This window comes from Stappia indica (assembly GCF_009789575.1).
Lineage (GTDB): Bacteria > Pseudomonadota > Alphaproteobacteria > Rhizobiales > Stappiaceae > Stappia > Stappia indica_A.
This window is the reverse complement of the sequence record NZ_CP046908.1, coordinates 3,975,427-3,990,252: the sequence shown is the minus strand read 5'-3', so window position 1 is coordinate 3,990,252 and position 14,826 is coordinate 3,975,427. Positions and strand designations below refer to the sequence as shown.

The following is a 14,826-nucleotide window of genomic DNA, read 5'->3' as shown; positions in this document are numbered from 1 at the left end:
GGGCAGCCGGGCAGCCGGCGACCGTGACTGTTGCGCGTCCGTTAGCAAGAGCGGGGGAAAAAGTCACCCCCGCGCGTGCTGTCGGGGCTGTGTCGGCCTACCAGCCGCCGCCGCCGCCGCCACCGCCGCCACCGCCGGAAAAGCCGCCCCCGCCCCCGCCGGAGCTCGACGACTTGGGCGCAGGCAATGAGGAGGAGAAGGTGCCGGACATGGCCTCGACGCTCTTGCCGAGCGTGCCGGAGATGTTGTGCGCGTCGAAGCTGCGCCCCGAATACCAGCCCGGCGCGTAGGAGGCGGCCACCGCAGCACCGGCTGCCGTCAGCAACCAGGCCTCGAAGGCCTTCGACCAGGGCTTTTCCACATCGAGCGCGACCGCGTAGGGCAGCAGGGTCTCGAAATGCGAGGGGCTCATCTGCGGGGCGCCCTGCATGTTCATCCGGTCCTTCTCGGCGACCTGAAGATACATCTTCAGGCCCTCGATCTCGTCCATCGCGCTGCGGCCGAGCGAGGTCGGGGCACTGATCAGGAAGTAGAACAGGAAATTCACCGCCAGCAGCCCGATGGCGATGAGCGCGAGCGGCGGGATCTCTCCCTGCAGCTGCAGCAGCACCGCCGACGCCGTGACGTGTCCGAGCGTGACGAACGAGAAGACGACGAGGACGAATACGATGCGCAGCGCCATCCCGCCGGGGCGGCGGATCGCCTTGCCGATCTGCACCGCGAACATCACGACGACGAAGGTCACCATGAAGATCGGGATCATGATCGCGATCTGCTCCTCGCTGAGATTGCCGAAGGCGAGCAGCGCGAAGATCGTCAGGATGGACAGCGCGATACCGGGCAGCAGATAGAGCCGGTTGGTCTTGAAGTAGCGGTTGCGGTTCTCGCCTTCGATGGCGCCGCGAAAATTGTTGCCGAGCTTCTGGACCGAGGTGCCGTTGGCCTTGGACACCGTGAAGCTGCCGTCGCGATTGTCGAGCCAGCTGGCGATCGCCTTCTCGCCCTTGGGCAGCCCGGCATAGTCGCCGCGCGTCCCTTCCGGGCGGATCATCGTCAGGTCGCCGGCCAGGTCGTCCAGCACCAGCTTGCCCTTGACCGCAAGGCTGAGGCAGGCGGCGGAAAGCGCGCGCCAGCCGCCGTCGCCGAAGCCCTTGCGCGCCACATAGTTGGAGAGCGCCGGCGAGATGCCGTCCGGCCCCTCGAAGCGCGGAAAGACCACGCCCTTGGGCGGGTCGCGCCCGACCGACCACCAGGCCCACAGATAGTAGGCGAGGACGAGCGCAAGGCCGATGCCGCCGAGGATCTCGCCCAGATGGTCCTGCAGGAAATAACCGAGCTCCTGGTCGGCCGTCGGCTCGGCGACGACGCCCTTCGGCATTTCGGCAACGACGGTCAGCCCCTCGCGCGGCCCCAGCGGCCGGGTCGTGGCGAACAGGACGCTGCGCCCGCCGTCCTCGAGCCTCGACGTGTAGTCCTGGCCGGACGCGCCATAGGGGCCGGTATAGGCGGTGTGGGCGGCAACGCTTGTCCCTTCAGGCAGCACGATGCGCGCCACCGCGCGGTCTATCGGAAAGGCCCACTCGTTGCCGGTGGCGTTCCAGTAGACCTCGTCATGGGTCTCGAAGAACCGCACCTGCCGGTCGGTCCGGTAGGTGATGGTGTAGGTGTAAGTGCCCGGCTGCAGGAACGTGTCCTCGCGGCCGATATAAATGCGCACGCCGCTGCCGCCGCGATTGACCGTATAGCCGTCTTCCTCGCCGTCCCTCTCCACCGAGACGAGATCGAAACCGGCGCGCGCCTTGCGGCCGCCTGCCGTCTCGAAGACCAGCGGGATGTCGCGAAAGATGCCGCGGCGGATCTGGTTGCCCTCGGCGCGCACGCGAATCGTCTCGGTGACGGTCAGCTCGCCGTCGCTCGCCACCTCGATGGTCGAGTTGAAGGCGAGGATGCGCTCGTCGGCGCGTGCCGCCGCCGGAGCGAGGACCAGCAGGCCTGCGACGACAAGCGCGGCAAGGGCGATCAGGAAGGCAGGGGCGCGCATGGCAGGACTGCCCCTCTTCAGAAGCTGACCTTGGGCACCGCCCGCTCGGCCGGGTCCTCGATCTCGAAATACTCCTCCTGGGTGAAGCCGAAGCGGCCGGCCACCAGGTTGGAGGGGAAGCTCTCGACCACCACGTTGAGCGCGCGCACCGCGCCGTTGTAGTAGCGCCGCGCCAGTTGCAGCGCGTCCTCGACGCCTTCCAGCGACGACTGAAGCTCCCGGAAGTTGGCGCTGGCCTTGAGGTCCGGATAGGCCTCGGCGACCGCAAAGAGCTTGCCGAGAGCCTGGGACAGCATGCCTTCCGCCTGTGCCCGGCCGGCAACGTCCGCCGGATCGAGACCCGCCGCCCGCGCCCGCATCTCGGTAACGGCTTCCAGCGCCGCGCGCTCGTGCGTGGCGTAGCCCTTCACCGCCTCGACGAGGTTCGGAATGAGGTCCGACCGGCGCTTGAGCTGGACATCGATGCCGCTCCAGCCTTCCCGCACCATCTGCCGCTTCCGCACCAGATCATTGTAGATGTAGACGAGGTAGAGGCCGATCAGGACGATCAGTCCGAGCACGATCCAGGTGGCCATCAGGCGAAACCCTTTCCAGTCACTGTGAGCGCTTACGCTACTGCAAGCGGGCTGCAGTGGAAACCGTGACGGGGCAGGGAGATGTGATGCAGGTCACCGGGCCGGCGAATTCGGGCTGGAGCGGTCTCGCCCGCCTCATCCGGTGGAACACCCGGCGTGGCCGGCCGTCTCTCAGCGATAGAGAAACAGGAATTCCTGCCGCGGGCTGCGGCGCCAGACCTTGGGGTCGGAGGTCGCCCCGAAATGGTCGGTGAAATAGCGCTTGTGGATCCAGCCGCAGGAACTCCACTTCGGTGCCCGCACGCACATGTAACCGGAGAAGCCGCCGGTATCGTCGACAAGAACCGTGCCGCCCGGCAGCGGACGGCAATCCACGTCGACCGGCTGGCCCTTCTTCGAGCTGGCAAGAGCGCTGCGGGCGGCCGCGCGCTTGTCCTGCCGGTTCGGGTTGTTCTTGTCGACGCGCCCCACGAACTCGAAATTGTAGGCTTGGGCGCGGGTCTGGAGCGTCCTGTTGAGCTTGTCCCACTCGCCCTTGCTGGAGCAGACGGACAGAGGCGTGATCCCCGCCTTGGTCTTTGCCAGGGCGGGCGAGGCGGCAACGAGAACGGCAAGAAGGGCCGAAAGGGCGAAAAAGGCCGGACGGTGCATGCAATGACTCCTGACGGAAACATCACAGCAGCTAGCACACCCGCCTTCAACCTGCGAGCGAAATCCCGCCCTGATACCCTACCCCGCCGGCTTCCGTCTCCAGGAATGCGGCGCCGCAGGCCTTGGCCAGCTCGCGCACGCGCAGGATGTAGCTCTGCCGCTCGGTCACCGAGATGACGCCGCGCGCGTCCAGCAGGTTGAACGCGTGGCTCGCCTTGATGCACTGGTCGTAGGCCGGCAGCACCACCTGGTGCACGGCCGCGCCCGATGCCTCGCGCGCCTTGGCGCCGGCGTCGAGCAGGCGGCGGCATTCCTCCTCCGCATCGCGGAAGTGGCGGAACAGCATCTCGGTATCGGCGTGCTCGAAGTTGTGGCGGGAATATTCCTGCTCGGCCTGCAGGAACACGTCGCCATAGGTCACCTTCTCGGCGCCCTCGCGGCCGTTATAGTTGAGGTCGTAGACGTTATCGACGCCCTGGATGTACATGGCCAGGCGCTCCAGGCCGTAGGTCAGCTCGCCCGAGACCGGCGCGCATTCGAAGCCCGCGACCTGCTGAAAGTAAGTGAACTGCGACACTTCCATGCCGTCGCACCAGCACTCCCAGCCGAGGCCCCAGGCGCCCAAGGTCGGGCTTTCCCAGTCGTCCTCGACGAAGCGCACGTCGTGCAGGGCGGGATCGAGGCCGATGGCATAGAGAGAGCGCAGGTAAAGGTCCTGCAGGTTCTCCGGCGACGGCTTCATGATCACCTGGAACTGGTAGTAGTGCTGCAGCCGGTTCGGGTTCTCGCCGTAGCGCCCATCGGTCGGCCGGCGCGAGGGCTGCACATAGGCCGCCTTCCAGGGGCGCGGGCCGAGCGAGCGCAGGGTCGTCGCCGGATGGAACGTGCCGGCGCCAACTTCCATGTCGTAGGGCTGCAGGACAACGCAACCCTGATCGGCCCAGAACCTCTGAAGCGTCAGGATCAACCCCTGGAAGGAGTTTTCGGGCCGCATGTGCGCAGGCACCGTCTCGCTCGTCATCTGCGTCGTCCTTGAATGCAAGAATGGGTGGCCCGTCGGGCCCGGGCGAGAGGTGCCATCAACACCCGGTGACGTCAAGGCGTGGCGGCTTCGCAAGGCCCGATCCGCCCGTCGCCGGATCGCGGAAAACTGTGCCGAGGGTCACAGCAGCGAAACTCACCTTACGTCATTGTGAGACTGCGATGACGAAAAGAGGAGCGAGACAAATCCCGCGCCATCGAGACACGGACCGGGAATGGTTCCCCGTCCGATGCTCGGAGGAAGTGACATGACCATGTTCCGAAACATCACGCTTGCGACCGCAACCGTCCTGGCCCTGACGATGGCCGGCGCCACCGGAACGGCTCTCGCCAACAACAACGGCAGCAACAACACTGGCGGGACAACTGCCGGACAGTCGCAGGGCGGCTCGTCGTCCGGTCGGGTCTGGAGCCACAAGGGGCCCGCCGAAGGCGTCATCCTTTGCGCCACCCGCGAGTGCATGAACTCCCGCTCGGCCGCAACCCTGACGCATGTGCCGAACAACCCGAACGGGCGTCCGCGCCGGCATCGCCCGGCGAAGAGCGAGACCTGCGACACGGTGCGCTACGTCTATCCGAACGGCACGGTCGTCGTGCAGTCGAACTGCCCGCGCGCTGTGATGGGCACGATCTCGACCCACCGTTAAGCAGAACACCGCCTCGGCGCCGCGAGCCATTCGCGGCGCCCGGCGGCTCTGCCTATCGGCAAGATCTGAAAGTCAGTCCTTGGGGCGGTAGCGGCCCGTCTCCGGGTCCTGCTCCAGCTTCTTCACCGGCAGTTCGCCGGTCGCCCGCCGTGCCGCCTCGGACACCCGCCGCTCGACGCGCGACATCTCCCGCCGCACTGCCCGTATCAGCAGATAGCCGCCAATGGCGAGACCTGCCGCCGCGATCACGTTGACCATGCCGTCCTCCCGATCCTCACAGTCCGTAGCGGGCCCAGAGCGCACGCTGCTCCAGCGCTCCGATCGCCTCGTCCGCCCAACCTCGCGTCAGGCCGGCACCGATCTCCACCCCCACGCCCTGCCGTCTGGCGAAAAGCGAACGCTGTCCGCCGACCAGGCGCATTCTCACCTTGTCGCCGAAGCGCTCGCGCAAGGTCGAGCGAATATCGCCGATCCGGTCGATCAGGCCAAGATCGCGCGACGTGGTCCCGGTCCAGAACAGGCCCGAGAAGAGGTCCGGCGCATCGGTGAGCACATCGCCGCGACGACGGCGCACCAGGGCGATGAAGCTCTCGTGCACTTCCTGCTGCAACGCCTTGAGATGGACGATGTCCTCCTCGCGCTCCGGACGGAACGGATCGAGGATCGCCTTGTTCTCGCCGGCCGTATACACCCGGCGCTCGATGCCGAGCTTCGAGATCGCTTCGGAAAAGCCGAAGCCGGACGACACCACGCCGATGGAGCCGACGATGGAGTTCTCGTCGGCGACGATCTCGTCGCCGGCAATCGCCAGCATGTAGCCGCCCGAGGCCGCCACATCCTCCACGAACACGAGCACGTCCTTCTTCTTCTCGCCCGCGAGCTGGCGGATGCGGTCGTGGATCAGCCGCGACTGGACCGGCGAGCCGCCGGGCGAGTTGACGATCAGCGCCACCGCCGGCCCGTCGAAGGAGAAGGCCTTGTCGAGCAGCGGCGCGACGCTCGCCAGCGACAGGCCGGGCCGCAGGGGCGAGGCCATCCCGATTGCGCCTTGAAGGCGCACCACCGGGACGGTGGTCGGGACATCGCCCCATTTTCCGGGAAGGCGCTTGCGAAGGCTGTCGAACAAGGGTTGTCCTCGGGCTCGAAGTGGTCTGTCTGAAATACCTGTGTCTTCGGCATATAGGTCTGCGGCGCGGCGATAAAAGAGCCGCCGTCAGCTGCCCGAAGCCTCGTCCAGCGCGGCCTTGATGGACAGGAAGTCGCGCCAGGCATAGCGCTTCTGCACCGGGCTGCGCAGCAGGTAGGCCGGGTGCAGCGTTGCCATCGCCCGGATCGTCGTTCCTTGCGCGGCCGGTCCCAGCGGCAGCTCCAGCCAGCGCCCGCGCAGCCGCAGGATGCCGTCCTGCACGCCGGTCAGCGCCTTGGCCGAGGCTCCGCCCAGGAACACCAGCACCTTCGGCCGCACCAGTTCGATCTGGCGCAGCACGAAGGGCTTGCAGATCTCGGTTTCCTGCGGGCTCGGGGTGCGGTTGCCCGGCGGGCGCCAGGGCACGACATTGGTGATGTAGACCTCGCCGCGTGCCAGGCCGATGGCCTCCAGCATCTGGTCGAGAAGCTGGCCGGAGCGCCCGACGAAGGGCAGCCCGCGCGCGTCCTCCTCCCGGCCCGGCGCCTCGCCGACAAACATCACCTTCGCATCCGCCGGCCCGTCGGCGAAGACCAGCGACTTGGCGGTGAGCTTCAGGTTGCAGCCGTCGAAGCGGGTCAGCACCTCGCGCAGCTCGTCCAGGGTCGCCGCCGTGCGGGCGGCCTCGCGGGCGGCAACCACCACCTCGTCGCCCGGCACGACCGCGGCCCCGCCCGCCATTGCACCTTGTGCAGGAGAAGGCGGCGCCTGCATCGGCGGGGCCGATCTCGGTTGCTGGGATTGGGGCGGCATCTGCCGCGCAGCGGGCGCAGCAGATGGGGCAGATTGCATTCCGGCCGGCGCTGCGCGCGCGGCTTGCGCCTGTGCGGCCGGGCGCGGCGCCTCGGACAGGGCGAAGGCATCCGCCGGGTCCAGCTCCAGCCAGCCGTCGGCACCTGCGGAGATGTAGAAGTCGAGCAGCGCCTCGAGCGCCGAGGACACCTTGCGCTCGCCCTCGCCCTGCGCCGCGGACGGACGCTCGTCTAGCCTCTGGTCGGTCGGGTCTGCGGGTTCCATGGAGCTGTTGTGCCGCATCGCCGGGGCAAGCGCAATTGCCCCGACCTTGACGTCCCGCAAAGCGTTTTGGATATTACTCTTACGTAAACGTCATATAACTGCCATCGGTTTATCGACATTGCGGCCTCTTTCGCGCTGCACTAAACAGAAACCCTTAGACCGAGGCACGCGGCACGAGAGGGAGAGAGGCATGAGCGACACGGAGACGCTTGGCGAACGCGAGAGCATGGAGTTCGACGTCGTCATCGTCGGCGCCGGACCGGCGGGACTGTCGGCGGCCATCAGGCTCAAGCAGATCGCCGAGGAGAAGGGCGAGGACCTTTCCGTCGTCGTGCTGGAAAAGGGCTCCGAGGTCGGCGCCCACATCCTGTCGGGCGCGGTGGTGGACCCCGTCGGCGTCGACAAGCTGCTGCCGGGCTGGCGCGAAGAGGCCGACACGCCGTTCAAGACGCCGGTGACCGCCGACCACTTCCTGGTGCTGGGGCCCGCAGGCTCCATGCGGCTGCCGAACATCATGATGCCGTCCCTGATGAACAATCACGGCAACTACATCGTGTCCCTCGGCAATGTCTGCCGCTGGCTGGCCGAGAAGGCCGAGGCGCTCGGCGTCGAGATCTATCCCGGCTTTGCCGCCGCCGAAGTGCTCTACGACGACACGGGCGCCGTGGTCGGTGTCGCCACCGGCGACATGGGCATCGGCCGCGACGGCGAGCCCAACGCCAATTTCACCCGCGGCATGGAGCTGCGCGGCAAGTATGTGCTCATCGCCGAGGGCGTGCGCGGATCGCTCGCCAAGGAGCTGATCGCCCGCTTCGATCTCGATGCGAATTCCGACGTGCCGAAGTTCGGCATCGGCATCAAGGAGCTGTGGCAGGTCGACCCGTCGAAGCACCGGCCGGGCCTCGTGCAGCACAGCTTCGGCTGGCCGCTCGACAACAGGACCGGCGGCGGCTCGTTCCTCTATCACCTGGAAGACAACCAGGTCGCCGTCGGCTTCGTCGTCCACCTCAACTACAAGAACCCCTACCTCGCCCCGTTCGAGGAGTTCCAGCGGTTCAAGACCCATCCGGCAATCCGCGAGACGTTCGAGGGCGGCAAGCGCATCTCCTATGGCGCGCGCGCCATCACCGAGGGCGGCTTCCAGTCGGTGCCCAAGCTCTCCTTCCCCGGCGGCCTGCTGATCGGCTGCTCCGCCGGCTTCGTCAACGTGCCGCGCATCAAGGGCTCGCACAACGCGATGCTGTCCGGCATGCTGGCGGCAGAGGAAGTCATGGCGGCGCTCGGCCGCGGCGAGGCGAATGCCGAACTTGCCGGCTATGACACGGCCTGGCGCGAAAGCGAGATCGGCAAGGACCTGAAGAAGGTCCGCAACGTCAAGCCGCTGCTGTCGCGCTACGGCACGCTGCTCGGCACCATGCTCGGCGGCCTCGACATGTGGACGAACGAGCTGTTCGGCTTCTCCTTCTTCGGCACCGTCTCGCACGGCAAGCGGGATTCGGAGAGCCTGGAGCCGGCGGCCAGGCACAGCCCCATCGCCTATCCCAAGCCGGACGGCAAGGTGTCCTTCGACAAGCTCTCCTCGGTGTTCCTGTCGAACACCAACCACGAGGAAGACCAGCCGATCCACCTCAAGGTGAAGGACATGGTGCTGCAGAAGGCATCGGAGCACGATGTCTATGCCGGCCCGTCGAACCGCTACTGCCCGGCCGGCGTCTACGAGTGGATCGAGGAAGGCGAGGACGCCCCGCGCTTCCAGATCAACGCGCAGAACTGCGTGCACTGCAAGACCTGCGACATCAAGGACCCGAACCAGAACATCACCTGGACGGTGCCGGAAGGCGCGGGCGGCCCGAACTACCCGAACATGTAAACCCGTTCGAGACCCGGCGCAGGCAGGGGGACGCCGTCAGGCGAACTCCCTGCCCGCCGCAAGGACTTCGGCCAGGAAACCGTCGACGAAGCGCTCCAGCGCCGGCCAGTCGGTGAATTCCATGTCGCCGGACGGGTCCATCTCCACGCCCTTCTGCCTCAGGATGCGGTGAATCACCCAGCGCTTGAGGACGCCCAGCCGCCCGTCGTGAACGGCGCCGGCCGCCAGGTGGAGATGCGACGGCTCCCAGTCGAGTTCGTCGAACATCGTTTCCGCCGCCTCGCGGGCATTGGCGATATCCTGCGCATCAGTGGAAGAGGCCGACAGGCTGACGGAAATGAAGGCGGTCTGTACCCGCTCCAGCCGGGTCCGCTGCCGGCGGATGAAGTCGAGCAGTTCGGGCTGGTGGCGGCCGACATGCAGCGATGCAGCGAGCACCGCCGCATCGAAGGACCCCAGTTCCAGCGTGGCGGCGGCCCTGGCATCGACCAGCGTCGCGCTATGGCCGGCGGCCTTGAGCCGCCCGGCCACCTTCTCCGAGATCTTGCGTGTCTGTCCCTCTGTCGTGGCATAGACCACGAGGAAGTGTGCCATTCCGTCCATCCTGCCGTGCCGCGTCCGGCCTTGCAGGTTGCATCAGGCGGACGAAGCTTTCATGACGGAACTCAACACGATCAAGATGTAGCCGGCAAAGAAAATCGCGCCCTCAGGCGCGATTTCGCGTCTGCGCCTCCACCGCGGCGAAGGCGGACATGTTGACGACGCCGCGCGAGGTGACCGAAGGCGTCAGGATATGCACCGGCTTTGCCGTGCCCAGCAGGATCGGGCCGACATGCAGGCTGTCGGTCATCACCTTCACCAGGTTGAGCGCGATATTGGCCGCATCCAGCGAGGGGAAGACCAGCAGGTTCGCCTCTCCCGTCAGGCGCGAATCCGGCATCACCCGGCCGCGCATGGCCAGCGACAGCGCGCTGTCGCCGTGCATTTCGCCGTCCACTTCCAGGTCCGGCGCCATATGCTTCAGCAGCTCCAGCGCGGCGCGCATCTTGTCGGCCGAGGCCATGTCGCGCGAGCCGAAATTCGAGGCGGACAGCAGAGCTGCGCGCGGAGTGATGCCGAAGCGGCGGATTTCCTCGGCCGCCAGCATCGTCGTCTCGGCGATCTCGCGGGCCGAGGGATCGATGGTGACATAGGTGTCGGTGAAGAAGGTCGCGCCGTTCGAGTTGATCAGGAGCGACAGCGCCGAGAAGTCCTGCACGCCCGGCGCGTTGCCGATGATGCCGCGCACGTCGGCCAGGTGCTTGGAGTAGCGCCCCTCAAGGCCGCAGATCAGCGCATCCGCCTCGCCCCGGTGCAGGGCCAGCGCGCCGATCACCGTGGTGTTGGAGCGCACCATGGTGCGGGCCGCTTCCGGCGTCACACCGCGCCGGCCGACCAGCGAGAACAGGGTGTCGACATAGTCGCGGTAGCGCGGATCGTCTTCCGGGTTGATGAATTCGAAATCGCGGCCCGGGCGGATCTTGAGGCCGAAGCGCTCGCAGCGGGTCTCGATCACCGAAGGACGGCCGATCAGGATCGGGCGCGCCAGCCGGTCCTCCAGCAGCACCTGCGCCGCGCGCAGCACGCGCTCGTCCTCGCCGTTGGAATAGATGATCCGCGTCTCGCTGGAGCGGGCGGCGGCGATGATCGGCTTCATGATCATGCCGGAGCGGAAGACGAAGCGGTTCAGCCGGTCGTTATAGGCGTCGAAATCGTCGATGGGCCGCATCGCGACGCCGGTCTCCATCGCCGCGCGCGCAACCGCCGGGGCGATGCGCAGGATCAGGCGCTGGTCGAACGGCGAAGGGATCAGGTATTTCGGGCCGAAGGTCTCGGTCACGCCGCCATAGGCGCGTGCCGCCACTTCCGAGGGCTCCTCGCGCGCCAGCTCGGCGATCGCGGCGACAGCCGCGAGCTTCATCTCCTCGTTGATCGTGGTCGCGCCGACGTCCAGCGCGCCGCGGAAGATGTAGGGGAAGCACAGGACGTTGTTCACCTGGTTCGGATAGTCCGACCGGCCGGTGCACATCATCACGTCGTTGCGCACCGCGAGCGCCGCTTCCGGCATGATCTCGGGCTTGGGATTGGCGAGCGCCATGATCAGCGGCTTTTCCGCCATCGCCGCGACCATCTCCGGCTTCAGGACGCCGGCGGCCGAAAGGCCGAGGAACACGTCCGCGCCGGGGATGACCTCGGCGAGCGTGCGCGCGTCCGTCTCCTGCGCGAAGATCGACTTCCACTCGTCCATCAGGGTCTCGCGGCCCTTGTAGACGACGCCCTCGATGTCGCTGACGAAGATGTTCTCCCGCGAGGCGCCGAGGGCGACCAGCAGGTTGAGGCAGGCGAGCGCCGCCGCACCCGCGCCGGAGGCGACGATCTTCACCGCCGCGATGTCCTTGCCGGCCAGTTCCAGCGCATTCTTCACCGCGGCGGCGACGATGATCGCCGTGCCGTGCTGGTCGTCATGGAAGACGGGAATGTTCATCCGCTCGCGCAGGGCGCGCTCGATCATGAAGCACTCGGGAGCCTTGATGTCCTCCAGGTTGATGCCGCCGAAGGTCGGCTCGAGCACGGCGACCGCATCGACGAACTTGTCGACGTCGAGCTCGTCCACCTCGATGTCGAAGACATCGATGCCGGCAAACTTCTTGAAGAGGACGGCCTTGCCTTCCATCACCGGCTTGGACGCGAGCGGGCCGATATTGCCGAGCCCGAGCACGGCCGTGCCGTTGGAGACGACGCCGACGAGGTTCGCGCGCGCCGTGTATTCGGCGGCAAGCGAGGGATCGCGGGCGATCTCCAGGCAGGGCGCTGCCACGCCGGGCGAATAGGCGAGCGCCAGGTCGCGCTGGTTTCCGAGCGGCTTGGTCGCCTGGATCTCCAGCTTACCCGGGCGCGGATTCCGGTGGTAGTAGAGCGCAGCCTCGTCGAGATCGTTCACGGGCTGGTTCTCGGACTTTTTGTCGGTCATCGCGATTCACTCGAGGCTGGCGGGCAGTGGGGCCGCTGGCACATCCTGAAACCTTGAGGTCAGGTGCCGGTCGCGCCTGTCAGGTTTCCGGACCGGGCGGCCGGCGATACCAGGACAAGGACGCGAATCAGCAGGTACAGGACCAGCGCGTTCAGGCAATGCCATACGAAATGCGTTCCCAAAGGGAAAGACGGGCAAAATGGGATATCACTCGTTCTGAAAGCAAGCGAAATCACGAAAACCGCCCCGGTCAGCGCCAGCGGCGCGCTGGCGGGCGGGCAGCGCCGCGCGGCGACGGCGGCAACGCCGAAAATGGCAAGCGCCGCCGGTGCATAGCCGGCGGAGGATCCCAGCACCCCGGAGAGCATCGGCGCCACGCCGTAGCTTGCGGCAAGGAAGGCGAGCGTCGCGCCGATGGACCAGCCCCAGCCGAGGCGCAGGATGCGCCGCATCGCCAGCAGGAAATACGAGTAGATGAACACTGCGATCGGCACCACGTCCGCCAGCGCCGCCCAGCGGGTGGCGACGGTGTGGAACAGGAACGAGCCGATGCCGACGCAGGCCACCACGCCCACCAGGAAGAGCACGGCAGCATCGCCCCTCGCCTGCCGGCGCCACAGCATCCAGGCGGCAAGGGCGGCGATCAGGAAGGCCCCGTTGGTCGCCGCGTTGACCGGTTCGGCCCAGAATTGCGGCCCCAGCCGCTCGCAATAGGCATCGATCGGTGCGCTCCAGTCCATCCGTCCGCTCCTTGCCCGTTCGGCCACCCCTCGCCCATGGCTGGCGCCCGAGTGTGACCCGCCCTATCCTTGCGGGCAAATGCTACCCGCCGTCAGGCCGCAAGAGGATCATCACGCCGATGCATCGCATTGATGACAGCCGCCCCTTCGTTCCGCTCAACATCGCCGTGCTCACCGTCTCGGACACCCGCTCGCTGGAGGAGGACCGCTCCGGCGGTACGCTGGTCGCGCGGATCGAGGAGGCCGGCCACCGCCTTGCCGGCCGCGCCATCGTCACCGACGACGTGGAGAAGATCCGCGCGGCGGTGCAGGCCTGGACCGCCTCGCCGGATGTCGATGTGGTGATCACCACCGGCGGCACCGGCTTCACCGGGCGCGACGTCACGCCGGAGGCGATCGAGCCCTTGTTCGAGAAGAAGATGGACGGCTTTTCCGAGGTCTTCCACCGCATCTCCTACGACAAGATCGGCACCTCGACGATCCAGTCGCGGGCGACCGGCGGCGTCATCGCCGCGACCTATGTCTTCGTGCTTCCCGGCTCGCCCGGCGCCTGCAAGGACGCCTGGGACGGCATTCTCAAGTGGCAGCTCGACTACCGGCACATGCCCTGCAACTTCGTGGAGATCATGCCCCGGCTCGACGAGCACCTGAAGCGCGGCAAGCTGCGGGACGCCTGAGGGGAGCCGCTGAGGGAGCCGCCGAGGGAGCCGGAAGAGGCCGCATCGCCGCCCGCGCCTTCACGGATGCGTGATCGCCGCTTCCCGCGGTGCCGGCGGGGCCTAAGTGCCGCAGCGGAGCCTTGTTGATCCCAGCTTTGTTGATCCCAAAGGGAGGGTAGACGCACATGATCGAACTCAGCCTCAACCGCAGGACGCTGCTGACCGGCGCGGCGGTCACCGCCATCGCCGCACCGGCCATCGTTTCCGGCGCCACCCGCGTGCGGGCGGAAGCCCCGATGCTCGGCGCCGCCAGCCCCAGCTTCAACCGCATCAAGCTCGGCGATTTCGAGATCACCACCATCCTCGATGCCGCGCGCGCGATGGATGGCCCGCATCCGATCTTCGGCGAGAACCAGGAGGCCGGCCCCGTCGCCGAGCTGCTGGCGGCCAACAACCTGCCCTCCGACAAGATGGTCAACGGCTTCACGCCGGTTCTCGTCAACACCGGTTCGCAGCTGATCCTGTTCGACACCGGCCTTGGCGGCGATGCCGGCACGCTGGCGAGCCAGCTTGCCGCCGCCGGCTACACGCCCGAGCAGGTCGACATCGTCGTTCTGACCCACATGCATCCGGACCATATCGGCGGCTTGATGAGCGGCGGCGCGCCGACCTATCCGAACGCCCGCTATGTCGCCGGCCAGGCCGAGTACGACTTCTGGTCCGCCGAGGAGCGCATGTCCGGCCCGACCGAGCGCGTCGCCACGCTGGTGCGCTCCAACGTCACGCCGCTGGCCGAGAAGATGACCTTCATCGGCGATGGCGGCGAGGTCGTCTCCGGGATCACCGGCATCGACACCTCCGGCCACACGCCCGGCCACATGTCCTTCCATGTGGAGAGCGGCGGCAAGCGGCTGCTGATCTGGGGCGACGTCGCCAACCATTTCGTCGCCTCGATCCAGCGGCCCGACTGGCATGTCCGCTTCGACATGGACAAGGAAAAGGCCGCTGCGACCCGCAAGCGCATCTTCGACATGGTGGCGAGCGACAAGGTGCCGGTGACCGGCTATCACATGCCCTTCCCGGCGCTCGGCTACATCCAGGCGAGCGGCGAGAGCTATCGCTGGAACCCGGCGGCCTACCAATTCGCCCTTTAAGGGATTCGGGTTTCGGGCAATTCGCCTCTTCGACAGCTGCAGCCCCGGAGCTTCTCCGGGGCTGTTTGCTTTCGGCTGGACCCTGTCTTTTATACCTAGAAATAATCAGCAACGCGCCGAAACCCCGCAGTTTTCCTGAAGACACCGCGGTTCACAATCCGGACACATCTTTGTTACGCCATTGTTTCTCCCCGAAAAGACCCTTCGAACAACGCGGACGAGCCCAGATGGGACG

At 67.0% G+C, this 14,826-nt stretch carries 14 protein-coding genes; 4 read left to right on the top strand and 10 right to left on the bottom strand.

Annotated elements, in window-relative coordinates; translation table 11 throughout:
- Nucleotides 1-97: 97 nt before the first annotated feature.
- The 4 genes from GH266_RS18605 to GH266_RS18590 all read right to left on the bottom strand — a co-directional run bounded on the left by GH266_RS18605 (nucleotide 98) and on the right by GH266_RS18590 (nucleotide 4,261).
- A complete protein-coding gene (locus GH266_RS18605) occupies nucleotides 98-2,041 on the bottom strand; it encodes a DUF2207 domain-containing protein (RefSeq protein WP_158195155.1) in 1,944 nt (647 codons plus the stop codon).
- A 17-nt stretch (nucleotides 2,042-2,058) separates the two neighbouring features.
- On the bottom strand, nucleotides 2,059-2,616 hold the full coding sequence (locus GH266_RS18600) for a LemA family protein (RefSeq protein WP_158195154.1): 558 nt from the start codon (nucleotides 2,614-2,616) through the stop codon (nucleotides 2,059-2,061).
- Nucleotides 2,617-2,787: 171 nt separating this feature from the next.
- Nucleotides 2,788-3,267, bottom strand: coding sequence for a hypothetical protein (locus tag GH266_RS18595; protein ID WP_158195153.1), 480 nt, complete (start codon nucleotides 3,265-3,267; stop codon nucleotides 2,788-2,790).
- Nucleotides 3,268-3,313: 46 nt separating this feature from the next.
- Nucleotides 3,314-4,261 (bottom strand): glycine--tRNA ligase subunit alpha, encoded by a 948-nt coding sequence (locus GH266_RS18590; RefSeq protein ID WP_199270633.1) that lies wholly within the window; start codon nucleotides 4,259-4,261, stop codon nucleotides 3,314-3,316.
- A 295-nt stretch (nucleotides 4,262-4,556) separates the two neighbouring features.
- Between GH266_RS18590 and GH266_RS18585 the strand changes: the two genes are divergently transcribed.
- Nucleotides 4,557-4,955: a hypothetical protein gene (locus GH266_RS18585; RefSeq protein WP_158195152.1), complete on the top strand. Its 399-nt coding sequence runs from the start codon at nucleotides 4,557-4,559 to the stop codon at nucleotides 4,953-4,955.
- A 72-nt stretch (nucleotides 4,956-5,027) separates the two neighbouring features.
- Here the strand turns inward: GH266_RS18585 and GH266_RS18580 are convergent, their stop codons facing one another.
- From GH266_RS18580 to GH266_RS18570, 3 genes are all read right to left on the bottom strand, one after another.
- Nucleotides 5,028-5,213: a hypothetical protein gene (locus GH266_RS18580; protein ID WP_158195151.1), complete on the bottom strand. Its 186-nt coding sequence runs from the start codon at nucleotides 5,211-5,213 to the stop codon at nucleotides 5,028-5,030.
- Between the two features lie 16 nt (nucleotides 5,214-5,229).
- Nucleotides 5,230-6,081, bottom strand: a complete 852-nt coding sequence (locus GH266_RS18575; protein ID WP_199270371.1) for a S49 family peptidase — start codon at nucleotides 6,079-6,081, stop codon at nucleotides 5,230-5,232.
- 87 nt (nucleotides 6,082-6,168) lie between these two features.
- Nucleotides 6,169-7,158, bottom strand: a complete 990-nt coding sequence (locus tag GH266_RS18570) for a uracil-DNA glycosylase (protein ID WP_158195150.1) — start codon at nucleotides 7,156-7,158, stop codon at nucleotides 6,169-6,171.
- Between the two features lie 190 nt (nucleotides 7,159-7,348).
- Between GH266_RS18570 and GH266_RS18565 the strand changes: the two genes are divergently transcribed.
- Nucleotides 7,349-9,028 carry an electron transfer flavoprotein-ubiquinone oxidoreductase gene (locus GH266_RS18565; RefSeq protein WP_158195149.1) on the top strand — a complete coding sequence of 560 codons (1,680 nt, stop codon included), beginning with the start codon at nucleotides 7,349-7,351 and terminating at the stop codon, nucleotides 9,026-9,028.
- Nucleotides 9,029-9,064: 36 nt separating this feature from the next.
- Here the strand turns inward: GH266_RS18565 and GH266_RS18560 are convergent, their stop codons facing one another.
- From GH266_RS18560 to GH266_RS18550, 3 genes are all read right to left on the bottom strand, one after another.
- Nucleotides 9,065-9,622 (bottom strand): flavodoxin domain-containing protein, encoded by a 558-nt coding sequence (locus GH266_RS18560; protein WP_158195148.1) that lies wholly within the window; start codon nucleotides 9,620-9,622, stop codon nucleotides 9,065-9,067.
- 112 nt (nucleotides 9,623-9,734) lie between these two features.
- Nucleotides 9,735-12,038 (bottom strand): NADP-dependent malic enzyme, encoded by a 2,304-nt coding sequence (locus GH266_RS18555; protein ID WP_158195147.1) that lies wholly within the window; start codon nucleotides 12,036-12,038, stop codon nucleotides 9,735-9,737.
- Between the two features lie 59 nt (nucleotides 12,039-12,097).
- Nucleotides 12,098-12,778, bottom strand: a complete 681-nt coding sequence (locus GH266_RS18550; protein ID WP_158195146.1) for a ceramidase domain-containing protein — start codon at nucleotides 12,776-12,778, stop codon at nucleotides 12,098-12,100.
- Nucleotides 12,779-12,897: 119 nt separating this feature from the next.
- Here GH266_RS18550 and moaB point away from each other — a divergent pair, with 119 nt between their 5' ends.
- Nucleotides 12,898-13,455 carry a molybdenum cofactor biosynthesis protein B gene (gene moaB / locus GH266_RS18545; protein ID WP_158195145.1) on the top strand — a complete coding sequence of 186 codons (558 nt, stop codon included), beginning with the start codon at nucleotides 12,898-12,900 and terminating at the stop codon, nucleotides 13,453-13,455.
- 167 nt (nucleotides 13,456-13,622) lie between these two features.
- Entirely contained in the window at nucleotides 13,623-14,591 is a 969-nt protein-coding gene (locus GH266_RS18540) for an MBL fold metallo-hydrolase (protein WP_158195144.1), read from the top strand.
- Nucleotides 14,592-14,826: the final 235 nt, after the last annotated feature.

What these genes read in the sequence shown, in the direction of transcription:
- GH266_RS18605 (WP_158195155.1), bottom strand. Translation starts at nt 2,041, where the DNA reads ATGCGCGCCCCTGCCTTCCTGATCGCCCTTGCCGCGCTTGTCGTCGCA.
- GH266_RS18600 (WP_158195154.1), bottom strand. Translation starts at nt 2,616, where the DNA reads ATGGCCACCTGGATCGTGCTCGGACTGATCGTCCTGATCGGCCTCTAC.
- GH266_RS18595 (WP_158195153.1), bottom strand. Translation starts at nt 3,267, where the DNA reads ATGCACCGTCCGGCCTTTTTCGCCCTTTCGGCCCTTCTTGCCGTTCTC.
- GH266_RS18590 (WP_199270633.1), bottom strand. Translation starts at nt 4,261, where the DNA reads ATGCGGCCCGAAAACTCCTTCCAGGGGTTGATCCTGACGCTTCAGAGG.
- GH266_RS18585 (WP_158195152.1), top strand. Translation starts at nt 4,557, where the DNA reads ATGACCATGTTCCGAAACATCACGCTTGCGACCGCAACCGTCCTGGCC.
- GH266_RS18580 (WP_158195151.1), bottom strand. Translation starts at nt 5,213, where the DNA reads ATGGTCAACGTGATCGCGGCGGCAGGTCTCGCCATTGGCGGCTATCTG.
- GH266_RS18570 (WP_158195150.1), bottom strand. Translation starts at nt 7,158, where the DNA reads ATGGAACCCGCAGACCCGACCGACCAGAGGCTAGACGAGCGTCCGTCC.
- GH266_RS18565 (WP_158195149.1), top strand. Translation starts at nt 7,349, where the DNA reads ATGAGCGACACGGAGACGCTTGGCGAACGCGAGAGCATGGAGTTCGAC.
- GH266_RS18560 (WP_158195148.1), bottom strand. Translation starts at nt 9,622, where the DNA reads ATGGCACACTTCCTCGTGGTCTATGCCACGACAGAGGGACAGACACGC.
- GH266_RS18555 (WP_158195147.1), bottom strand. Translation starts at nt 12,038, where the DNA reads ATGACCGACAAAAAGTCCGAGAACCAGCCCGTGAACGATCTCGACGAG.
- GH266_RS18550 (WP_158195146.1), bottom strand. Translation starts at nt 12,778, where the DNA reads ATGGACTGGAGCGCACCGATCGATGCCTATTGCGAGCGGCTGGGGCCG.
- moaB (WP_158195145.1), top strand. Translation starts at nt 12,898, where the DNA reads ATGCATCGCATTGATGACAGCCGCCCCTTCGTTCCGCTCAACATCGCC.
- GH266_RS18540 (WP_158195144.1), top strand. Translation starts at nt 13,623, where the DNA reads ATGATCGAACTCAGCCTCAACCGCAGGACGCTGCTGACCGGCGCGGCG.